The sequence below is a fragment of the Streptomyces lacrimifluminis genome, from assembly GCF_014646095.1.
Lineage (GTDB): Bacteria > Actinomycetota > Actinomycetes > Streptomycetales > Streptomycetaceae > Streptomyces > Streptomyces lacrimifluminis.
In genome coordinates, this window is sequence record NZ_BMMU01000015.1 from 182282 (window position 1) to 202136 (window position 19855).

Below are 19855 nucleotides of genomic sequence, written 5' to 3' on the forward strand. Positions count from 1 at the left end.
GCCAGGGTTCGCCAGGGTTCGCCAGATGGTGTGCCACTGGCCGACGGGTGTCAGGTAGGAACGCGCCACCCCGACCCGGTCACCGAGGAACACTCCCCAGGGTGCACCTGGGAGGCCGGGCCGGGTAGCGCATGACCGTCGCCGGCACACGAAGGGATCTGTTTCTCCCATGTACGCAGCATCGTCCTCCGTGTCCGCGCCTCCACGCGTGCTGCACCCCCGCCAGGGTGGCAGCGGCCCCTACCTCGACCCCGCACGTCCGGGGGCTCCCGTACTCGGTGCCGGTGCCGGCCGGGCACGACGGCTGCCGGGGATCGGCACCCAGCCGCTCAGCGGCAGACTCGATCTGTCCGGCCCCCAGGGCGCGCAGTTGCGCACGGCCATCGCGTCGGTGCACCGGATCTGCCCGGAGTTCGCGCCGGTACAGGTGCTCCGCCGCAGCGGACGCTCCGTGCTTATGGTCGGGACGACAGGACGCAGCACGGCCGTCGCGAAGTGTTTACTGGACCACTCCCCCGCGTGGGCCGAACGCATCCAGCACGAAATAGCCGCATACCGCTCGTTCGTGCGGCACCGCCCGCCGGTGCGGGTGCCCCGTCTGATCGCGGCGGACCCGGACAACTGCACGCTGGTCATCGAGCGGATGCCGGGCCGGGTCGCGGCCCTGCAGCGGCACCCGGCCGAGGCGCCGCCGCGTGCCGACATCAGGGCGGCCCTCAGCGCGATCTGCCGGCTCAACGCCTGGCGTCCACCGGCGGGCACGTTCGACGCCCCGCTGGACTACGCGGCGCGAATCTCCCGGTTCCACGAGCTGGGGCTGCTCACCGACCGGGACCTGGGCGACCTCCAGAAGCTGGTGCACGGCATCGCACACTCGGCGGGCCGCCAGGGCATGGGCCAGTTCTGCCACGGCGACGCACTCCTGTCCAACGTCCTCCTCTCACCGGCCGGTCCAGTGCTGGTGGACTGGGAGCACGCGGGCTGGTATCTGCCGGGGTACGACCTGGCAACGCTGTGGGCGGTCCTCGGTGACGCGCCGGTGGCCCGGCGCCAGATCAGCCAGCTCGCGCAGGCGGCGGGACCGGCGGCGCGGGACGCCTTCCTGGTGAACCTGATGCTCGTACTGACGCGCGAGATCCGTACGTACGAACTGGCCGTGCAGCGGTCGATGCACGAGACGACCCCGGCGGCACCGGGACCGGCCCATCCGGGTGCTGCGCCGTCCGGCGAGGAACAGCGGCTGCTGCTGAGGCGGCTGCACGACGACTGCCAGCTGGCCCGACGGGCCGTGCGTGCGGCGGTCGGCACTCGCTGACAGGGGGGCGAAGGCCCGCGATGCGCCTGGACAGCGGCGCGTCGCGGGCCTTCGCCATGTCCGGGCATGGGTCGCCACGAAAGTTCCCGCACCGCTGTTGACATGGGAAGTCTTCGGTCCCTGGGCATGATTGACGGACCGTCGGGCAGCCGAGCCACTAGTGTGCTCAACGGCTCCGCACGTCCGCCGCTCCCCCACGCCCGCCCGACCCCGGAGGCCGCATTGCGAGGACATGCCACCGACCCCGCCCGCCCCACCGATCCCGGCCACAGACGCCCGCGCAGGGCCGCCGGTGCGCTCGCCTCGGCGGCGCTGCTGCTGCCGCTGCTCGGCGCGGCCCCGGCCGAGAGCGGTGCCTCGGCCACCCGGCTGCAGCGCTCCTTCGCCTCGGCGGCGGACCGGTACCACGTGCCGCAGAGCCTTCTGCTCGCCGTCTCCTACCTCCAGTCCCGCTGGGACACGCACACCGGGGCGCCCAGCGTCACCGGCGGCTACGGCCCCATGCACCTCACCGACGCCCGTACCGCCCTCGCGAACGCCCCGCACCACAGCGAGGGCACGGAGGACGCGCGCGGCGACAGTGCCCGCCCGGCCCTGCACCCCGCCGCCGAGGTCCCGACGCAGGCCGAACTCCCGTCCCGTCTGCGGACGTTGACGAAGGCCGCCGAGCTGACCGGCCTGCCCGCGCGACAACTCCGCACCGACCCGGCCGCCAATGTGGCCGGCGGCGCCGCACTGCTGGCCGCCGCCCAGCGGGACCTGGCCGAGCCGCTGAGCGCCGACCCGGCGGACTGGTATGGAGCGGTGGCCCGATTCTCCGGCGCCGACGACACCGCGACGGCGGCGGCGTACGCCGATGACGTGTACGACGTGCTGCGCACCGGTGCGGAGCGCACGACCGACGAGGGACAGCTCGTCACCCTCGCCGCGCGTCCCGAACTGGCCCCCGAAACAGCCCAGTTGCAGCGGACCGGACTGCGGAAGGTCTCCGCGGCGGGCACCGAGTGCCCGGCGACGGTGTCCTGCGAGTGGATTCCGGCGCCGCACGAGGAATTCGGCGAGGGCGACTACGGCAACCACGACCTGGGCAACCGGCCGGCCGGCCAGAGCATCCGGTACATCGTCGTCCATGACACCGAGGGCGCCTGGGACGGCGTACTGAACATGGTCCAGGACCCGACCTACGTGTCCTGGAACTACACGCTGCGCTCGACGGACGGGCACATCGCGCAGCATGTGAAGGCGAAGGACGTGGCCTGGCACGCGGGCAACTGGTACGTCAACGCCAAGTCGATCGGGCTGGAGCACGAGGGGTTCCTGGCGAACCCGGACGCCTGGTACACGGAGGCGATGTACCGGGCGTCGGCCCGGCTGGTGAAGTACCTGGCGGCCAAGTACGGCATCCCGCTGGACCGGCAGCACATCCTCGGCCACGACAACGTGCCAGGTCCGACCACCTCGACGGTTTCCGGCATGCACACCGACCCGGGCCCGTACTGGGACTGGCAGCACTACTTCACGCTGCTGGGCCGCCCCTTCGGGCGGACAGCTCACGTCCGGGGCGACAGCGCAGTGGTGACGATCCGGCCGGACTACGCGTCGAACCGGCCGACGTACACCGGCTGTGTCACGGCGGGCCAGGCGTGTGCGGCGCACGGGTCGAGCGAGGTGCGGCTTTACTCGCAGCCGGACACCGCGTCGGCCCTCGTGAAGGACATCGGGACGCATCCCCCGGGCGGCGTCTCGACGATCGGTGTCAACGACATCGGGTCGCGGGTGTCCACCGGCCAGCAGTACGCCGTCGCGGAGCGCAGGGGCGACTGGACGGCGATCTGGTACCTGGGCCAGAAGGCCTGGTTCCAGAACCCGGCCGCGAACCCGACGGCGGTGGCTGCCGTCGGCGCGCTCGTGACCCCGAAGAACGGTCTGACGGAGATCCCGGTGTACGGGAGGGCCTACCCGGAGGCGTCGGCCTATCCGGCGGGTGTGCCTGCCCAGACGGTCTCGCCACTGCCGTACAAGCTGCCGTCGGGCCAGAAGTACGTGGCCGGGGAGAAGGTGCCGGGCGAGTACTACTACGCCGTCACCTTCGACCCTGCCTCGCACCGGGTCGTGGTCGGCAAGGATCAGTACTACGAGATCCAGTTCGGCCACCGGGTGGCCTTCGTCCGGGCGGCGGACGTCCGGCTCACGCTGTCCTGAGCCATCGACGACAGAGGTGAGGGCCGGGTTCCGCCACGTGGCGGAACCCGGCCCTCACCTCTGCGAGCGTCGCTTCAGGCCGTCTGGAAGAGCTCCGCGGGCAGCGGCTTCAGCAGCGCGTACAGATCGTCCGTGATCGGACGGTCCCAGGCTGCGATGGTCACCAGGACGTTGTCGCTGCGGTCGAACTGCACGCAGGCGATCCGGCTCTCGGAGAGCTTGAGACGGCGCACGATCAAAAGGTTGTCGCCCTGCATCACCGGGACGTCCTCGGTGCCGACGACGGTAACCTCCTCCTCGTTCTCCAGGGCCACCAACAGCTGGGCCACCTCGAACGGGACCTCGTCCTCGGCGACCTCACGGGCCGGGGAGCCCTCGGGCAGGTTGCCGATGACCATGGCGGGGCCACGGCCGCCGAACAGGTCGTAGCGCAGGAACACGCCCTGGCAGCTGCCATCGGGTGCGGGCAGCAGGCCCGCGCCGAGATTGCCGGGCCAGTCGCCCGGATCCATGGCCAGGACATCGAAGTCGGGGCCGGCGGGAGTGGCGCTGCGGCGGCGGAGGAACGACATACAGCCATGGTACGGGTTTCACCGAACCTCCTGTCCCGCGGGCGCCGCCCCCGCACGTTGCCCTACTGGCTCGCCTGCTTGTGCCGCTCGTGATGGCGGGCGACCCGGGCCCGGTTCCCGCAGGCGGGTCTGCACCACTCCTGCCGCGGGTGCTCCTTGAGGAAGTAGCGCACACAGCGCGGCGCGTGGCAGGCCCGCAGCCGTTCCCGGTCCGCACCGGCGAGAAAGGCGACAGCGGCCCGCGCGAGCGCGGCCACGACCTCGCCCTCACCCCGCACGCCCTGGTGGCGTACGACGGGTTCGGCGTCGTCGGCCCAGTCGAGCACGGGGACGGTGGGAGTGCGGGCGGCAGCCGCGTTGAGCCGGCGCAGCGCCTCGGCCAGGGGCAGCAGCCGTGCCGCGTCCGCCGGACTCGGTTCCCCGGGCCGCACCGCGCGCGCGAAGAGGGTCCGCACGGCGGCACGCAGCTCCCGTACGGCGCTGAGCGCGGCTTCGTCGGCGACGAAGCCGTCCGTGTCCGGGAGGGTGTCGCGATGGGCGCGCACCCAGGCGGTGAGGGCTGCGGTGTGGGTGAGGTCGTCGGCGATGCCACCGTCGCCGTCGTGGCGGACGGTGAGGGCGAGGTCGAGGGTGAGCCGCGCGTCGCCGGTGAGGTCGCTGGTGATCAGGTCCCGCATGAGGCTAATGCTAATCCCCGCGACATCCATTAGCACCGCAGGGGCGGCCCTGCCGTTCACGGGGCAGCCCCTGTCGCGCCCTCACCCCAAGGACGATGGCGTCTCAGGTCAGGTCGAACTCCCCTTCCCGTGCCCCCGACACGAACGCGCCCCACTCCGCGGGCGTGAAAATCAGGGAAGGGCTGTGCGGGCGGCCACTGTTGCGCATCGCGATGAACCCCTCGACAAAGGCGATCTGGACATCCCCCCGCCCACTGCTGCTGGACTGCCAGTCGGCGTTGCTGAGGTCCAGCTCCGGCTTGTCCCAGCCCGCGAGCGGGTGCTCCTGGATCGTGCTCTCGGCCACGTCCGTGCTCCTCCCGGTTACGTCGTCCGCCGTCAGCCTAGCCATCGGTTCCTGCCGCCGACAGGCCACGTGAGGGGGACGCTTCAGGAGGTGGGCGGTTCGCTGCCGACGAGCCACATGGAAAAGAACTGGGAGCCACCGCCGTAGGCGTGCCCGAGGACCCGGCGGGCCCCGTCCACCTGGTGTTCTCCGGCCAGCCCGCGCACCTGGAGAGCTGCCTCCGCGAAGCGGATCATGCCCGAGGCGCCGATCGGATTGGTCGACAGAACGCCGCCCGACATGTTGACGGGCAGGTCCCCGTCCAGCTCGGTGACCCCGGACTCGGTGAGCTTCCAGCCCTCGCCCTCGGCGGCGAAGCCGAGGTTCTCCAGCCACATGGGTTCGTACCAGGAGAACGGTACGTACATCTCGACGGCGTCGATGTCCCGGCGCGGGTCGGCGATCCCGGCCTGCCGGTACACGTCGGCCGCGCAGTCCTGGCCCGCCTGCGGCGACACCGCGTCCTTGCCCGCGAAGAGCGTGGGTTCGCTGCGCATCGCGCCGCCGTGCAGCCAGGCGGGCGGGCGCGGTGAGCGGGCGGCTCCGGCGCGGTCGGTGAGGATCATCGCGCAGGCGCCGTCCGAGGAGGGGCAGGTCTCGGAGTAGCGGATCGGGTCCCACAGCATGGGAGAGGCCTGGACCTTCTCCAGCGTGATGTCGTGCTCGTGCAGATGCGCGTACGGGTTCAGAAGCGCGTTGCGCCGGTCCTTGTACGCGACCAGCGAGCCGACCGTGTCGGGAGCGCCGCTGCGATGCATGTACGCGCGGACGTGCGGGGCGAAGAAGCCGCCGGCTCCGGCCAGCAGCGGCTGCTGGAAGGGGATCGGCAGGGACAGTCCCCACATGGCGTTCGACTCGGACTGTTTCTCGTAGGCCAGGGTGAGGACGGTGGCGTGGACGCGGGACCTGACGAGGTTCGTGGCGACGAGGGCGGTGGACCCGCCGACCGAGCCGGCCGTGTGCACGCGCAGCATCGGTTTGCCGACCGCGCCGAGGGCGTCGGCGAGATACAGCTCGGGCATCATGACGCCCTCGAAGAAGTCGGGCGCCTTGCCGATGACGACGGCGTCGATGTCGGCCCACGTCAACTCTGCGTCCGCGAGGGCCCGTTGGGCCGCCTCCCGCACCAACCCGGCCATGGACACGTCCCGGCGGGCGGCGACATGCTTGGTCTGGCCGATTCCTACGACCGCCACGGGTTCACTGGACATGACGGGCCTCCCCTTCGAGTACGGCGACCAGGTTCTGCTGGAGGCAGGGCCCGGAGGTGGCGTGGGCGAGCGCCCGGTCGGACTCGCCCCGGTGGATACGCGCGGCGGCCTCGCCGATGCGGACGAGCCCGGCGGCCATGATCGGGTTGGCGGCGAGGGCACCCCCGGAGGGGTTCACGCGGACGTCGTCACCCAGCCGGAGCGCCTTTCTGAGGACCACCTCCTGCGAGGTGAACGGCGCGTGCAACTCGGCGGTGTCCACAGGCCGTTCGAAAGCGCCGGCCTTCTCGGCGGCGAGCCGGGTCGACGGTGAGTCGGTCAGCTCGCGGACGCCGAGCGAGTGAGCCTCGATGCGGTGGTCGATGCCCCGGATCCACGCGGGCCGCTCGCACAGTTCCCGGGCGCGTTCACCGGCCGCGAGGATCACGGCGGCGGCCCCGTCACCGATCGGCGGACAGTCCCCGGTACGCAGCGGATGCACGACGTAGTCGCCGTGCGGCACCGAACCCCTCAGCTGGGCATGGGGGTTGGCCCGCGCATCCGCCCGGCTCCGGGCCGCGACGGCGGCGAGCGCGGGCTCGTCGGTGTGGCCCTCGTCGATGAGTGCCTGCGCCTGGAGCGCGGCGAGCGCCACGGAGTCCGGCCACAGGGGGGCCACGTAGTACGGGTCGAGCTGCCGGGTCAGCACGTCACGCACCGGGCCCGGCGAGGACTTGCCGTACGCGTAGACGAGCGCCGTGTCGGCATCGCCCGTCAGCAGCTTGGTCCACGCCTCGTACAGCGCCCACGCCCCGTCCATCTCCACGTGCGACTCGGAGATCGGCGGCCAGGCGCCCACGCCGTCGAGTGCCAGGGTGAAGGAGAAGGCGCGGCCAGCGAGGTAGTCGGAGGAGCCGGAGCAGGTGAAGCCGATGTCGCTGGTCTTGAGTCCTGTCCGGTCGAGCACCTCGTGGAGCACGGGCATGAGCATCTCGACCTCGGAGAGCTCATCACTGGTGCGCCGGTGATCCGTCTGCGCGAAGGCGACGACGGCGATCTCGCGTGTCACAGCAGCTCCTTGAACGTCTCGTAGTCCGCGTCGGGTTCACCGGTGGGCCGGTAGTGGTCGGGGTAGCGGCCCCCTTCCGTCCACACCGGCTCCACCCGCAGCCCCATGCGCACCTGGTCGTAGGGGATGCCGCCGATCCGGCCGTGCAGGGCGAGGTCAGCGCCGTCGAGGGCGATGTGCGCGTAGACGTACGGCACTTCGATGTCGAGGTTGCGCGCCTTGATGTTGACGATGCAGAAGGTGGTCACCGTGCCGCCGGGGCCGACCTGGACCTGCTCGGCCGTGGCGACACCGCAGGTGGGACACGCGCCCCTGGGCGGGACGTACACCTTCCGGCAGGAGGGGCAGCGTTCGCCGACGATCCGCCGGTCGGCGAGGGCGCTGATGTACGCGGTCTGGGCTCGGCCGGGCGAGTAGCTGTAGTCGAGGCGGGCCTGCGCGACGATGCCGGTCACCATCGACTCGAACTGCCCGTCATGGGCGGCCACTTCACTGTCGCTCGCGCTGTCGTACGGCTCGAAGCAGGCGATGTCCGTGATCGCGCCGGTGCGCTCCGCCGCCCAGCGGACGCGGACGCGCATGCCGGTGTGGACGGCGTCGGGGCCGGGGGCGTCGAGCGCGTGCAGCAGGGCCGTGTCGGCTCCGTCCAGCCGGACCAGGACCCAGGCGAAGGGCGTCTCCAGGGGTTGGTCGCGGCGCGGGGCGTGGTTCCAGGCCCAGGTGGTGACGGTGCCGGTGGGGGCGACCTGCACGAGGTCGCGTATCTCGTCGGCGGTCACCGGGGCGTACTCGACGGGCGGGACGAGGGTGCGGCCGTCGGTGGTGCGGACACCGAGGACGACCTGTTCGCGCAGGCCGGTCAGGAAGGCGCTCTGGACGGGGCCCAGGGAGCGGGTGAAGGGGAATTCGACGACCAGGGGGGCTTTGAGGACTTCGGTGGTCATCCGGGGGTGCTCCTTCGCGGGGTCAGGGCCTGTCCGGCGGATCAGGCCGCAGGGAACCAACGGCGCCCAGTCGCCGCAGGCGAGCGGGGCGAACGGGGGTCCCCCCGGTCGAGCGGAGTCGGGAGTGGGGGAGTCGGCAACCGACGGCAACGCGGCTTTGGGTCCCCCCTCTGGGGGAGGGCGTGCCACACCCCGCGGCCCAGGCGTGCTCCAGACGACAGGGCCTAGGCCCGCCGGTAGACGGGCGGGCGCTTCTCGGCGAACGCACGGGTGCCTTCCTTGGCGTCGGCGGTGTCGAAGACGGGCCAGCCGCGCTTGAGTTCGGCGGCGAGGCCGTCGGTCTCGGTGAGCTCGGCGGTCTCGTAGACCGAGGCCTTGACGGCCTCGACAGCGAGCGGGCCGCAGGCGTTGATACGTTCGGCGATCTCCAGGGCCTTGTCTAGGGCGGTTCCGTCGGGGACGACGTGTCCGATCAGGCCGATGGCGGCGGCCTCCTGGGCGCTGTAAGGACGTGCCGTGAGCAGCATTTCCAGGGCGTGGGTGCGCGGGATCTGCCGCTGGAGGCGGACTGTGGAGCCGCCGATCGGGAAGAGTCCGCGTTTGACCTCGAAGAGTCCGAAGGTCGCGGACTCGCCCGCGACCCGGATGTCGGTGCCCTGGATGATCTCGGTGCCGCCGGCGACGCAGTACCCCTCGATCGCGGCGATCACCGGTTTGCGGGGGCGGTGGTGGCGCAGCATCGCCTTCCAGTGCAGGTCCGGGTCGGCCTTGAGCCGGTGGCGGTACTCCTCCCCCTCCAGACCACTTCCGGCCAGGGCCTTCAGGTCCATCCCGGCGCAGAAGGCGCCCCCGGCTCCGGTGAGCACGATCGAGCGGACGGCGTCGTCCTCGTCCGCCTCGACCCAGCCGTCGTACAGCCCGACGAGCATCGGCAGCGAGAGCGCGTTCTTGGCTTCCGGCCGGTTGAGCGTGAGGACCAGCGTGGCGTTCTCGCGCCGCACGGTGAGGTGTTCGGTCCCACCCATCGCCCATCTCCCCTCTGAAAGAACGAGAACAGGTGAAAGAACGAGAACAGGTTGCAGGAGCGGAGGAAGCACTTCAAGGGTTTTCTGACAGGTAGTCAGATTTCTTCGGCGCCGCCCCTTCACAGTTGACGCGCCCTTTGCTCTGATGACGGCGAGCCGACAACCGCCAGGGATACCCGGGGTCAGGAGGAGCGGTGGAGTACAACCTTGCCGACCTGTTCGAGTCGGTCGTGGATGTGGTGCCGGATCGTGCGGCGCTCGTGTACCTCGACCATCCCGGTACGGGCGCGGAACGCCGCCTGACCTACGCGGAGTTGGACGCCGCCGCCAACCGGGTCGCCCATCACCTGATCAACAGCGGGATAAACCCCGGCGAGCATCTGGGCCTGCATCTCTACAACGGGGTCGAGTACCTCCAGACGGTGCTGGGGTGCCTGAAGGCACGGATCGTGCCGGTCAACGTCAACTACCGGTATGTGGAAGAGGAGTTGGTGTACCTCTACCGGGACGCCGCCCTCGCCGCCCTGGTGTTCGACGCGGAGTTCACGGAGCGGGTGGCGGCGGCACGGCCGCTGGCCACGGAGCTGCGGCATCTGATCCGGGTGGGCGAACCGGCACCGGGGTCAGCCGAGTTGGAGGCCGTACCCTTCACCGAGGCGGAAGCCGCCGGGTCCCCGGAGCGGGGTTTCGCGGCCCGCTCGGGCGACGACCAGTTCATCATCTACACCGGCGGCACCACCGGCATGCCCAAGGGCGTGATGTGGCGCCAGGAGGACCTGTTCTTCGCGGGGCTGGGCGGTGGGGCGCCGACCGGTGAGCCGGTCAAGTCCCCGCAGGAGCTGGCCGAGCGGGTCGCGGCCGGCGGTGAGGGGATCACCTTCTTCCCCACTCCCCCGCTGATGCACGGCACCTCGACCCTGACCGCCTTCATCGGCTTCCACTTCGGCCAACGCGTGGTGATCCACCGTAAGTTCACCGCCGAGGACGTGCTGCGCACGATCGAGAAGGAGAAGGTCACCAGCGTGTCCCTGGTGGGCGACGCGATGCTGCGTCCACTGATCGACGCCCTCAACGGGCCCATGAAGGGCACGGACTGCTCAACCCTGTTCAGCGTCTCGTCCTCCGGCGCGATCATGTCGGAGACGGTACGCGCCGAGTTCCAGGCCCTGGTCCCGAACGTCATGCTGCTCAACAACTTCGGGTCGTCGGAGTCCGGCTTCAACGGTACGGCGACCGAGGACTCGGGCCCCGAGCGCGGCTTCCGCATCCGCGTCAACTCGCGGACGCAGGTGGTGGATCCGGCCACCCACGAGCCGGTGCCCGCGGGCGAGGTGGGCCGGATCGCCCAGTGCGGCCACGTACCGCTCGGCTACTACAACGACCCGCGGAAGACGGCGGACACCTTCTTCGAGAGGGACGGCGAGCGGTGGGTCCTGCTCGGTGACATGGCCACGGTCGACGAAGAGGGTGTCGTCACCGTCCTCGGCCGGGGCTCGCAGTGCATCAACACCGGGGGCGAGAAGGTGTATCCGGAGGAGGTCGAGCAGGCGCTCAAGTCCCATCCGGACGTGTACGACGCACTCGTGGCCGGCGTCCCGGACCCGAGGTGGGGAAACCATGTCGCGGCGGTGGTGCAGTTGCGGAAGGGGGCGCCACGGCCCTCGCTGGAGGACGTCCAGTCCTACTGCCGTACGCATCTGGCCGGTTACAAGATCCCTCGGCAGCTGGTGATCACCGAGACGATTCAGCGGTCACCCAGCGGCAAGGCCGACTACCGGTGGGCCCGGGAGATGGCGGTCGGGGCGGACCGGTAGGCGGGAGGCCGCGACGACGGGCGTACTCTGTGCGCGCGGTTGACCCGGGTGTTGAACGGAGGGTGACGCAGGGCCGTACGCGAGGTCGGCGGCCCTGCCCTGCGAGCCCGGTCCGCCGTGCCATCAGCGGCTTCGCACGGAAGGACCCACGGGTGTCGCACCACACGCCCCCTCGTCAACTGCCGGAGACGGACGCGGACGCATCGGACGGGACCCCGGCCGAGGAGGCCCCGACCGCTCCCGCGGTGAACGACACCGGGCCCGGCACCCCGGTGGGCGTGGATCCGGCGGACGAGGAAGCGGCCGGCGCGACGGACGAGACGACCGGGCCGACGACGACCGCGGAGGCGGACGAACCGGGCGCACACCCCGCGGTGAAGGACACGGCGGACGGCCCGGAGGACGCGAAGGCACCCGACAGGGCCGTCGTCCCCGGCGCGGCCTCCGCCGACGACGGATCCGCCGGGGCGGCGGCCTCCGGTTCCGCGTCCGCCGACGCATCCGACCCGAGCAACGCCGACTCCTCCTCTGCCCGCCCCGGCTGGTTCGGCTGGCGCCGTCGTTCCCCCCGCGCCGCCCGTGCCGTGCGGGTGGGCACGAGTGTCCTGGCCGGTGTGCTGGTGCTCAGCGTGCTGCTCATCCCCAACCGCCTCGACCGGATCGCCGTCGATTCGTTCCTCCGCCTGCCTGTCGAGGCGATCTTCCTCGCGGCCGTCCTGCTCGTGGTGCCGTCGAAGGCACGACGGATCACCGCCGGCGTCCTGGGGGCGTTCCTCGGGTTGTCCACCGTCCTGAAGTGTCTCGACATGGGCTTCTACCAGACCCTGGCCCGGCCGTTCGACCTGGTCTTCGACTGGATTCTGCTGAACAGCGCGGCGGACTTCCTGAAGGACTCGCTCGGTCGCTCGGGTGAGGTGCTCGTGGTGATCGGCGTGATCGTCCTGCTGATCGCCGTACTCGTCGTGAGCGCGCTCGCGATGGTGCGGCTGGCCGAGCTGATGGCCCGGCACCGCCCCGTGGCCGTGCGCGGCACGCTCGTCCTCGGCACCGCGTGGATCGCCTGCTTCACCATGGGCGTGCAGGCAGGCGGTGTCACGATCGCCACCAAGGGTTACACCCAGTACCTCACCAACCGTGTCCAGTACGTCCGCGACGGCCTCGGGGACGCCGAGGTCTTCGAGAAGCAGCTCAGCGTCGACGCCTTCGCCGACACCCCGTCCGACCAACTGCTGACCGGACTGCGCGGCAAGGACGTGCTGTTCACCTTCGTCGAGAGCTACGGCCGGGTGGCGATCGACGATCCGGCGATGGCACCGGAGATCGACGCGACGCTCAAGGACGGCGACGCCAGGCTCAGGTCGGCCGGGTTCGCGGCGCGCAGCGGCTGGCTCAGGTCACCCGTGACGGGCGCCGGCAGCTGGCTCGCCCACACGACGTTCCTGTCGGGTCTGTGGGTCAAGAACCAGCAGCGGTACCGGACGGTGACCACCAGTGACCGCGCTACCCTCACCAGCTACTTCCAGAAGACCGGCGCCTGGCGCACGGTGGGCATCGTCCCCGGCGTCCGGAAGTCCTGGCCCGAGGGGAAGTACTTCGGCCTCGACCACATCTACGATTCCACGCACCTCGGCTACCAGGGCCCGTACTTCAGCTGGACGCCGGTGCCGGACCAGTTCACCCTGGAGGCCTTCCAGAAGCTGGAGCACGGAAAGAAGGACCGCGACCCGGTCATGGCGGAGATCATCCTGGCCTCCAGCCACAACCCCTGGTCCCCCATCGCCCACATGATCGACTGGGACGACCTCGGGGACGGTTCGGTCTTCCACAAGATCAAGGAGGAGGGCACGAACCCCACGGAGGTCTGGAAGAGCGCCGAGCGCGTGCGGACCGAGTACCGCAAGGCTGTCCAGTACTCCCTGGACAGCCTGATCCAGTGGGTCCAGCGCTACGGCGACGACAACACCGTCCTCGTCCTCCTCGGCGACCACCAGCCCGTCCCCACGGTCACAGCGGGCAGCACCAGCAAGGACGTGCCGGTCACCATCGTCGCCCGCGACCCGAAGGTGCTGGACCGCGTCGCCGACTGGGGCTGGACGGACGGACTCAAGCCCGCGGCCGACGCCCCGGAGTGGGGCATGGACCAGTTCCGGGACCGCTTCATGACGGCATACGGGCCGGAGAAGAAGTAGCGCCGTCCGCGCCAAGCCGACTGACGGAGAAAACGCCAGGTCAGGTCCGTTGTCAGTGGTCGGTTCTAGGGTAGGTGGCGAGATCAGGATTCGCGCCGAGGAGACGAAGAGGTTCCCATGACGACCCTGCCCGACCGCCCGAACACCGCACTGCTCGTCATCGACGTCCAGAACGGCGTGGTGGACAGCTCCCACAACCGCGACGAGGTCATCGCGAACATCAACACCCTCGTCGACAAGGCTCGCACGGAGGACGTGCCCGTGATCTGGGTGCAGCACTCCAGCGACGAGCTGAAGACGGGCAGCGAAAGCTGGGAGTACGTGCCGGAACTGGTCCGCCGCGACACCGAGCCCCTCGTCCACAAGAAGTACGGCGACTCCTTCGAGGCCACCGAGCTGGAGGACGTCCTCGCCGGGCGCGGGGTCGGCCGGCTGGTCGTCACGGGTGCCCAGACCGACGCGTGTGTCCGCTCCACCCTGCACGGCGGCCTGGTGCGCGGGTACGACGTGACGCTCGTCGGCGACGCCCACACCACGGAGGACCTCACGCAGTACGGCGCTCCGACGCCGGCCGAAGTGATCGCGCACACCAACCTCTACTGGCAGTTCCAGAGCGCCCCCGGGCGCACCGCCGGGACGGTCAGCACCTCGGAGGCCACCTTCGCCCCCGCCGACGGGAGCTGACGGTCAGGAGTCCGCGAAACGGTCCCTCAGCTCCCGCTTGAGGATCTTCCCGCTCGCGTTGCGCGGCAGCTCGTCCACGAACACCACCCGCTTCGGCGCCTTGAAGTGGGCGAGCTTCTCGCGCGCGTGGGCGATGAGTTCGGCCTCCGTCACCTCGCCGCGCGCGACGACGACCGCCGTGACCGCCTCGATCCAGCGCTCGTCGGGAAGGCCCACGACGGCCACCTCGGCGACCGCCGCGTGGGTGTACAGGGCGTCCTCGACCTGGCGTGAGGCGATCAGCACGCCACCGGAGTTGATGACGTCCTTCACCCGGTCGACGACGGTGTAGAAGCCGTCGGCGTCCCTGACGACCAGGTCACCGGAGTGGAACCAGCCGTCACGGAAAGCGGCGGTGGTCTCCTCGGGCTTGTCCCAGTAGCCCTCGCACAACTGCGGTGAACGGTAGACGACTTCGCCGGCCGTGCCGTCGGGCACGTCCTCGCCGTTCTCGTCCACCACCCGCGCGTCCACGAACAGCACCGGGCGCCCGCAGGAGTCCAGCCGGCCCTTGTGCTCGTAGGGCCCGAGAACCATGGAGAGGGGGCCGATCTCGCTCTGGCCGAAGCAGTTGTAGAAGGCGAGTTTCGGGAGTCGCTCGCGCAGCCGCTCAAGGACCGGAACCGGCATGATCGACGCGCCGTAGAACGCCTTGCGCAGTCCGCTCAGGTCGCGGGTCGCGAAGTCGGGGCGGTTGGCCAGCCCGATCCACACGGTCGGCGGCGCGAACAGACTGTCCGCCCGGCCGGCCTCGACGAGGTCGAGGATCGCGTCGCCGTCCGGTGCGTCGAGGATGACGTTCGTGGCGCCGACCGCGAGATACGGCAGCAGGAACACATGCATCTGGGCCGAGTGGTAAAGGGGCAGCGAGTGCACGGGCCGGTCGCCGGGGCTCAGGTCGAGTGCGGCGATCGCGCTCAGGTACTCGTGCACCAGGGAGCGGTGGGTCATCATCGCGCCCTTGGGCAGCGCGGTGGTCCCGGAGGTGTACAGCAACTGCACCAGGTCCTCGGTGCGCGACTCGTGACCGTCGTGGGGCGCGGTGTCGGTCAGCCGCGCGAGGAGGGAGTCGTCGGCGTCGCGCAGCGGCAGCGTCCGTACGCCGTCGGGGAGTCGGGCGGCGAGGTCCGGGTCGGCCAGGACCAGGGTGCTGCCGGACTGCTGCACGAGGTAGGTGAGGTCGTCGCCGGTCAGGTTCTGGTTGACCGGGACGTGCACGAGTCCGGCGCGGGCGCAGGCGAGGAAGGCGATCAGATAGGCGTCCGAGTTGTGGCCGTAGGCGCCGACCCGGTCGCCGGGGGTCAGTCCTTCGGCCCGCAGTACGCCCGCCGCACGGGAGACGGCCTCGTCGAGTTCCTCGTACGTCCAGGCACGCTCGCGGTACTCGACCGCCATCCGCGCCGGAACGCGCTGGGCGCTGCGCCGCAGCACCCCGTCAACCGTGCTCCCGTATTGCTCCGTCATAGCTCATGATCCTGGTTCGGTCACCGAACAAGGTCAAGCACCGGAGGGAGCCGGGAACATACCCGTTGGTACGCTCAACCGCTCCTTCCCTCAATAACGTTGGGAGGCACGATGCGCACCCGTTTGAGACGGCTGATCGTCATGGCCGCCGCATTACTCACCGCCACGACGGCACTGCCCGCCGCCACGGCGCAGAGCGGTCCGTCACCGGCATCGCAGGCGTCACAGCACCATCCGTCCCACGGCGGGCTCTCCGCCGTGATCCGCTACACCGAGTACGGCATCCCGCACATCGTCGCGAAGGACTACACGAACCTCGGCTTCGGCAGTGGCTGGGCGCAGGCCGCCGACCAGGTGTGTGTGCTCGCCGACGGTTTCGTGACCCTGCGCGGCGACCGCTCGCGCTGGTTCGGCCCCGGCGCCGAGACCGACTTCTCGCTCTCCGACGCCTCCGACAACCTCTCCAACGACCTGTACTTCCGTGGAGTACGGGACAACGGCACGGTCGAACGTCTGCTTTCCCGGCCCGCGCCGCAGGGCCCGAGCAAGGCCGTCAAGGACCTGATGAACGGCTGGGCGGCCGGCTACAACGCCTGGCTGAGGCAGAACCGGGTCAAGGACCAGGCCTGTGCGGGCGCAGCCTGGGTCCGCCCGGTCACCGGTCTCGACGTGGCCACCCGCGCCTACGCCCTCGCGGTGCTCGGCGGGCAGGGCGGCCTCGTGGACGCGATCACCGCCGCGCAGCCCCCGGCAGCGTCCACCACAGCAGCGAGGTCGGCTCTCCCGAACGCCGCTGCCGCCGCCAAGGGTGCGCGCGAGCTGTTCGACCTCTCCGACATGGGCTCCAACGCCGTGGCGTTCAACGGCAGTACGACGGCGAAGGCGAGGCCCACTGCCACGGTGTCGGCACCGAGGGCATGAGCGGTGGCGACGGTGGCCACCAGGTTGATCCGCTCGCCTTCCAGCCAGTCCAGGGCGGCGTCGCGGTCGGCGAAGACCGAAGACAGCTGCGCCGGCCGTTGGGTGTCCAGGTAGGTACTCGCATCCCGGGCAGTTGCAGGTAGTAGCTGTAGAGCCGTTCGATTCCCTCGGCGCGTTCGATGTGATGGTCGTCGGACGTGCTGCGGCTGTCGGCGTAGAGCCGGATCAAGTCGTGCATCGACCAGCGCTCGGATGTGGAACTCAGCAGATGCGTGCGGGCGAGTTCGGCCAGCAGGCGCCGCCCATCGGCAGGGGGCCTGTCCAGCAGAACCGCCGCCGATGCCGTGCCAATGTCGGCGCCGGGTGCGGTGGCAAGTAGGCGAAAGGCACGAGCCTGTTCTTCGGTCAGGTGCTGATGGGAGAGGTCGAGCGAGGCCCGGACCGCCAAGTCGTCGTACTGCTTGGCGTCCAGACGTGTACGTGCGTCATCCAGATCGCGAGCTTGGCCCGCCAGGCTTCGCTCCGGTTCATCGCGCAGCAGTGCGGTGATGATCCGCAAGACCAGCGGCAGACGACCGCAGAGCTCCCCCAGCCGCAGCGCCTGGACTCGCTGCGTGGTGACACGGTCGTCTGCGGCACTGCCTGCGCGCAGTGCCTGGTCCAGCAGGTCGACGGATTCCTCGGGAGACAGTGGATCTAGGTCGATTCGGTGGACGGGGAGTGTGGACAGCGCGTGTCGGGAGGTGACCAGGGCGCGGTAGCTCGCACGGTTCAGGTCATTACCCAGGACACGGGCGATGTCGGCCGCCTCCAACTCGGAGACGCCGGGCCAGGACCGCTCATCGAGGGCGTCCCAGGACAGGATGGCGAGCTGCACGCACTGCCGCTCGCGCCCCTGGGCCTTGCGGTAGATGCGCGCCCACGGGCCGAACCCGCGCTGCGTCAGCTGCCACCGTGCCTTCGCCACCTCCTTGACCACCGGGTGGTCCTCGGGCAGTCGGAGGGAGCGGCGCTGCTCGTGGCCCTCCAGGCGCTCCGGCAGCCCCAGCCTCACCGCGGCCGCGGCGGTGAGGACGATCAGCGGGTCGGAGTCCTTGCCGTACCGGTTGAGCTTCGCAGCCCCGAGGCCGGACTCGCGCAGTGTCCACTCCACCAACTCCGGGATGGTGGTCGCCGGGCAGTCGAGCACGATGCCGTCGACGCCGTACGCGGAGCCGTCACCGTCCAGCACCGCGAGCGGACCATGCGGGAACCGAGGGTCGACGGCGGGCTTCGCGGCCTTCTTCCCTGCCGGGCGGCGCGACGACGACAGCGGGCGCGTGGCCGGACGCTCCGGCGCCGCCTCGACAGCGGGCGCCAGGACCGGGGCCGTCTCCGCCCCGGACGTCTCGGGCACCAGCCGGGCCGGTGAACGTCTCCGGAACCGACTCCGGGCGGGGCACGGGAGCCGGGGCGGGCGCGGCGGCGGGAGCTCCATGAGCGGGGTACTTCGCCGCCCCTCCGTTCAGCAACCGCTGATACGCCTCCAGGCGCGGCGACTTCGGCTCGGAGCGGCCGTTCTCGTAGTTCTTGACCGTCTGCGTCGACGTCTTCAACGCGGTCGCGAGGCGGGCCTGGGTGATGCCGGCGGCCTCACCCAGGCGGGCGCGCTCCGCCGAGGGCGGGAGCTGTGGCTCCTCCTCCAGCAGGGCGTCGATGTTCGCGAACAGCTCTTCCTCGGTTGCCATTTGCGTCTACCTCCACCATGAGCACTAGCAGCATTACCCCCTACATTTAACTCATTCCTTTAACCCGATCGGATCTAATTTCGTGTTCTCAGTGAAGGTTGAGCGGCTGTTGGTGTCCGGTTGACCTCTCGCAGCGAAGGCTGAGTGGTGTCAGTGAAGTTTTGAGTGACATGGGTCACATTTCGTGGCCCAGGGCCGGTCTCCTTGAAGGTTTTCGGGACTCCATCCTTGGCGGCCCCCGAGTGTTCGTGAGAATGGCAGTGATGGCTGCCACTGGCAGCGGAAACTTGGCCACTTGGGCCCGATTCGAGCGACTCGGCGATCAGGGCCATCAGGCCGACGTCCCGAGCCGACGGTGGCGTGCGCGGTCGGGGGCGGGTCAGGGCGATTGCCCAGGTGCGGAAAGGACGAGCGACCTCAGGCTGCCTGGAGTGCCCCTTGTCTGCCAGCTTCCGGCTGAGCCAAGCTACGGCGACGGGTCTGGAACGCCACTTCGGCGGAGGGACTTTCGTACCGGCCAGGAGAGACGAGTGATGACAGTGCCGAGCGCGGGCACCACCCACGGGATGGACGGGCCGTCGCTGCCTCCGGCGGGTGCTGACCAACCTGCACGGCGGCCTCCGGGCCGGACGCGGCTCGTGGGCTCGGCGTTGATCATGTTGTCCCTGATCCCGGCGCTGGGCTGCTATCTCGAGTTCACCGCGTGGCTGCCCTCCGATACCAGGCGGCACCAGGACTACGTGGCGGCCGAGCCGTGCCCTGGCGACGCGACGGCGAAAAAGTGGGAGGACTGCCTGCGTACGGTCTCTTTCAACGTCGAGAGCACGAAGAACAAGCTGAGTAAATCCGGCAGCTACAAGGCGACCTTGTCCGGCACGTCCTTCTGGAACGGGGTCGTGGCCTTCGGCGATCCGGGGCCGCTCTTGGAGCGACTCCGGCCGGGAGACCAGGTCACCGCGACCGTCTGGCGCGGCGACGTCATGACGGTCAGCAACGGAGGCGTTCGGCAGAGGACCTCCGAAGAACCCCGCTCCGAACCACAGATGACAGTCGCCATCGGCACGTTTCTGGGCCTCCTGGCGGCCACGGGGATCGGGTTGGGGGCGGTGCGGATGACCAGGCCCCATGGCCACGAGCCCTTTACCTGGCGCTCGTACGGCAAACCCCTGCTCATCACCATGACGATCACCTGTGCTGTCGTGGGGTTGCCGGCTGTGTGGTTCGGCCTCCCGTCATGGGTTGTACCCACCGTTGCCGTAACAGTCGTGGCGTGCACAGCCGGGCTGCTCCACCAGCATCGGCGGCCGAGTGCAGCCCGTGGTGCGTGACGACAAGCGCGCCTGGCCCCGCCTGCGTCACTCAACCTTCGGTGACAATGCTCAACCTTCGCTGCGAGAGGTCACCGGCCTCGGACATCTCCGGGTGCGACGCCTCTCCGGCCTGCGGTGCCCGGACTTGAGTGAGGACGCCCAGTGCGCCCGGAGTCCCAGAGGAGTCCGGGTAGGCGTCATCGCGGTGTGTCGCGTCCGAGGGTCACCCCGCTCGCGACCGGCACGAATGCCGGGAGGCGTCCGGACTTACTGGCTCTAACAAAAGCTGTTGATCATGTGACTGGTGGCTTGTCCGCTCGTTGGTTTG

The 19855-nt window shown here is 70.2% G+C and carries 14 protein-coding genes and 2 pseudogenes; 7 read left to right on the forward strand and 9 right to left on the reverse strand.

Translation table 11 applies throughout. The annotated features are described in order from the left end of the window. Window positions 1–169 precede the first annotated feature (169 nt). Both IEY89_RS22900 and IEY89_RS22905 read left to right on the forward strand, forming a co-directional pair. On the forward strand, window positions 170–1315 hold the full coding sequence (locus IEY89_RS22900) for an aminoglycoside phosphotransferase family protein (protein ID WP_189149345.1): 1146 nt from the start codon (window positions 170–172) through the stop codon (window positions 1313–1315). A gap of 222 nt (window positions 1316–1537) precedes the next feature. Continuing rightward, entirely contained in the window at window positions 1538–3517 is a 1980-nt protein-coding gene (locus tag IEY89_RS22905; protein WP_229695372.1) for an N-acetylmuramoyl-L-alanine amidase, read from the forward strand. 74 nt (window positions 3518–3591) lie between these two features. Here the strand turns inward: IEY89_RS22905 and IEY89_RS22910 are convergent, their stop codons facing one another. The 7 genes from IEY89_RS22910 to IEY89_RS22940 all read right to left on the reverse strand — a co-directional run bounded on the left by IEY89_RS22910 (window position 3592) and on the right by IEY89_RS22940 (window position 9379). Continuing rightward, complete coding sequence (locus tag IEY89_RS22910; RefSeq protein ID WP_189149347.1) at window positions 3592–4089, reverse strand: hypothetical protein; 498 nt, start codon at window positions 4087–4089, stop codon at window positions 3592–3594. A 62-nt stretch (window positions 4090–4151) separates the two neighbouring features. Then, the gene (locus tag IEY89_RS22915) at window positions 4152–4766 is read right to left on the reverse strand and encodes a CGNR zinc finger domain-containing protein (protein ID WP_189149348.1); all 615 of its coding nucleotides are present in this window, start codon (window positions 4764–4766) and stop codon (window positions 4152–4154) included. A gap of 103 nt (window positions 4767–4869) precedes the next feature. Continuing rightward, window positions 4870–5112 carry a DUF397 domain-containing protein gene (locus IEY89_RS22920; protein WP_055523791.1) on the reverse strand — a complete coding sequence of 81 codons (243 nt, stop codon included), beginning with the start codon at window positions 5110–5112 and terminating at the stop codon, window positions 4870–4872. Between the two features lie 83 nt (window positions 5113–5195). Further along, window positions 5196–6362: a thiolase family protein gene (locus IEY89_RS22925; protein ID WP_189149349.1), complete on the reverse strand. Its 1167-nt coding sequence runs from the start codon at window positions 6360–6362 to the stop codon at window positions 5196–5198. Further along, window positions 6352–7410, reverse strand: a complete 1059-nt coding sequence (locus IEY89_RS22930) for a thiolase family protein (RefSeq protein ID WP_189149350.1) — start codon at window positions 7408–7410, stop codon at window positions 6352–6354. The genes IEY89_RS22925 and IEY89_RS22930 overlap by 11 nt, the downstream gene beginning before the upstream one ends. Continuing rightward, window positions 7407–8354 carry a Zn-ribbon domain-containing OB-fold protein gene (locus IEY89_RS22935; RefSeq protein ID WP_189149351.1) on the reverse strand — a complete coding sequence of 316 codons (948 nt, stop codon included), beginning with the start codon at window positions 8352–8354 and terminating at the stop codon, window positions 7407–7409. Before IEY89_RS22935 ends, IEY89_RS22930 begins: the two co-directional genes overlap by 4 nt. 224 nt (window positions 8355–8578) lie before the next feature. Continuing rightward, entirely contained in the window at window positions 8579–9379 is an 801-nt protein-coding gene (locus IEY89_RS22940; protein WP_189149352.1) for a crotonase/enoyl-CoA hydratase family protein, read from the reverse strand. A gap of 194 nt (window positions 9380–9573) precedes the next feature. Here IEY89_RS22940 and IEY89_RS22945 point away from each other — a divergent pair, with 194 nt between their 5' ends. The 3 genes from IEY89_RS22945 to IEY89_RS22955 all read left to right on the forward strand — a co-directional run bounded on the left by IEY89_RS22945 (window position 9574) and on the right by IEY89_RS22955 (window position 14066). Then, window positions 9574–11193: an acyl-CoA synthetase gene (locus IEY89_RS22945; RefSeq protein ID WP_189149353.1), complete on the forward strand. Its 1620-nt coding sequence runs from the start codon at window positions 9574–9576 to the stop codon at window positions 11191–11193. Window positions 11194–11345: 152 nt separating this feature from the next. Beyond that, a complete protein-coding gene (locus IEY89_RS22950; protein ID WP_189149354.1) occupies window positions 11346–13382 on the forward strand; it encodes an alkaline phosphatase family protein in 2037 nt (678 codons plus the stop codon). 117 nt (window positions 13383–13499) lie between these two features. Then, window positions 13500–14066 carry a cysteine hydrolase family protein gene (locus IEY89_RS22955; protein WP_189149355.1) on the forward strand — a complete coding sequence of 189 codons (567 nt, stop codon included), beginning with the start codon at window positions 13500–13502 and terminating at the stop codon, window positions 14064–14066. Between the two features lie 3 nt (window positions 14067–14069). Here IEY89_RS22955 and IEY89_RS22960 read toward each other — a convergent pair whose 3' ends face one another. After that, entirely contained in the window at window positions 14070–15569 is a 1500-nt protein-coding gene (locus IEY89_RS22960; RefSeq protein WP_189149356.1) for a fatty acyl-CoA synthetase, read from the reverse strand. Window positions 15570–15680: 111 nt separating this feature from the next. Here IEY89_RS22960 and IEY89_RS22965 point away from each other — a divergent pair. After that, window positions 15681–16457 (forward strand): annotated as a pseudogene (locus tag IEY89_RS22965) (penicillin acylase family protein); the annotation flags it as partial. Between the two features lie 814 nt (window positions 16458–17271). Here IEY89_RS22965 and IEY89_RS22970 read toward each other — a convergent pair. Next, window positions 17272–18217 (reverse strand): annotated as a pseudogene (locus IEY89_RS22970) (helix-turn-helix domain-containing protein); the annotation flags it as partial. A gap of 533 nt (window positions 18218–18750) precedes the next feature. On the opposite strand from IEY89_RS22970, the gene IEY89_RS22975 reads away from it, so the two are divergent. Further along, entirely contained in the window at window positions 18751–19545 is a 795-nt protein-coding gene (locus IEY89_RS22975) for a hypothetical protein (RefSeq protein ID WP_229695373.1), read from the forward strand. Window positions 19546–19855: the final 310 nt, after the last annotated feature.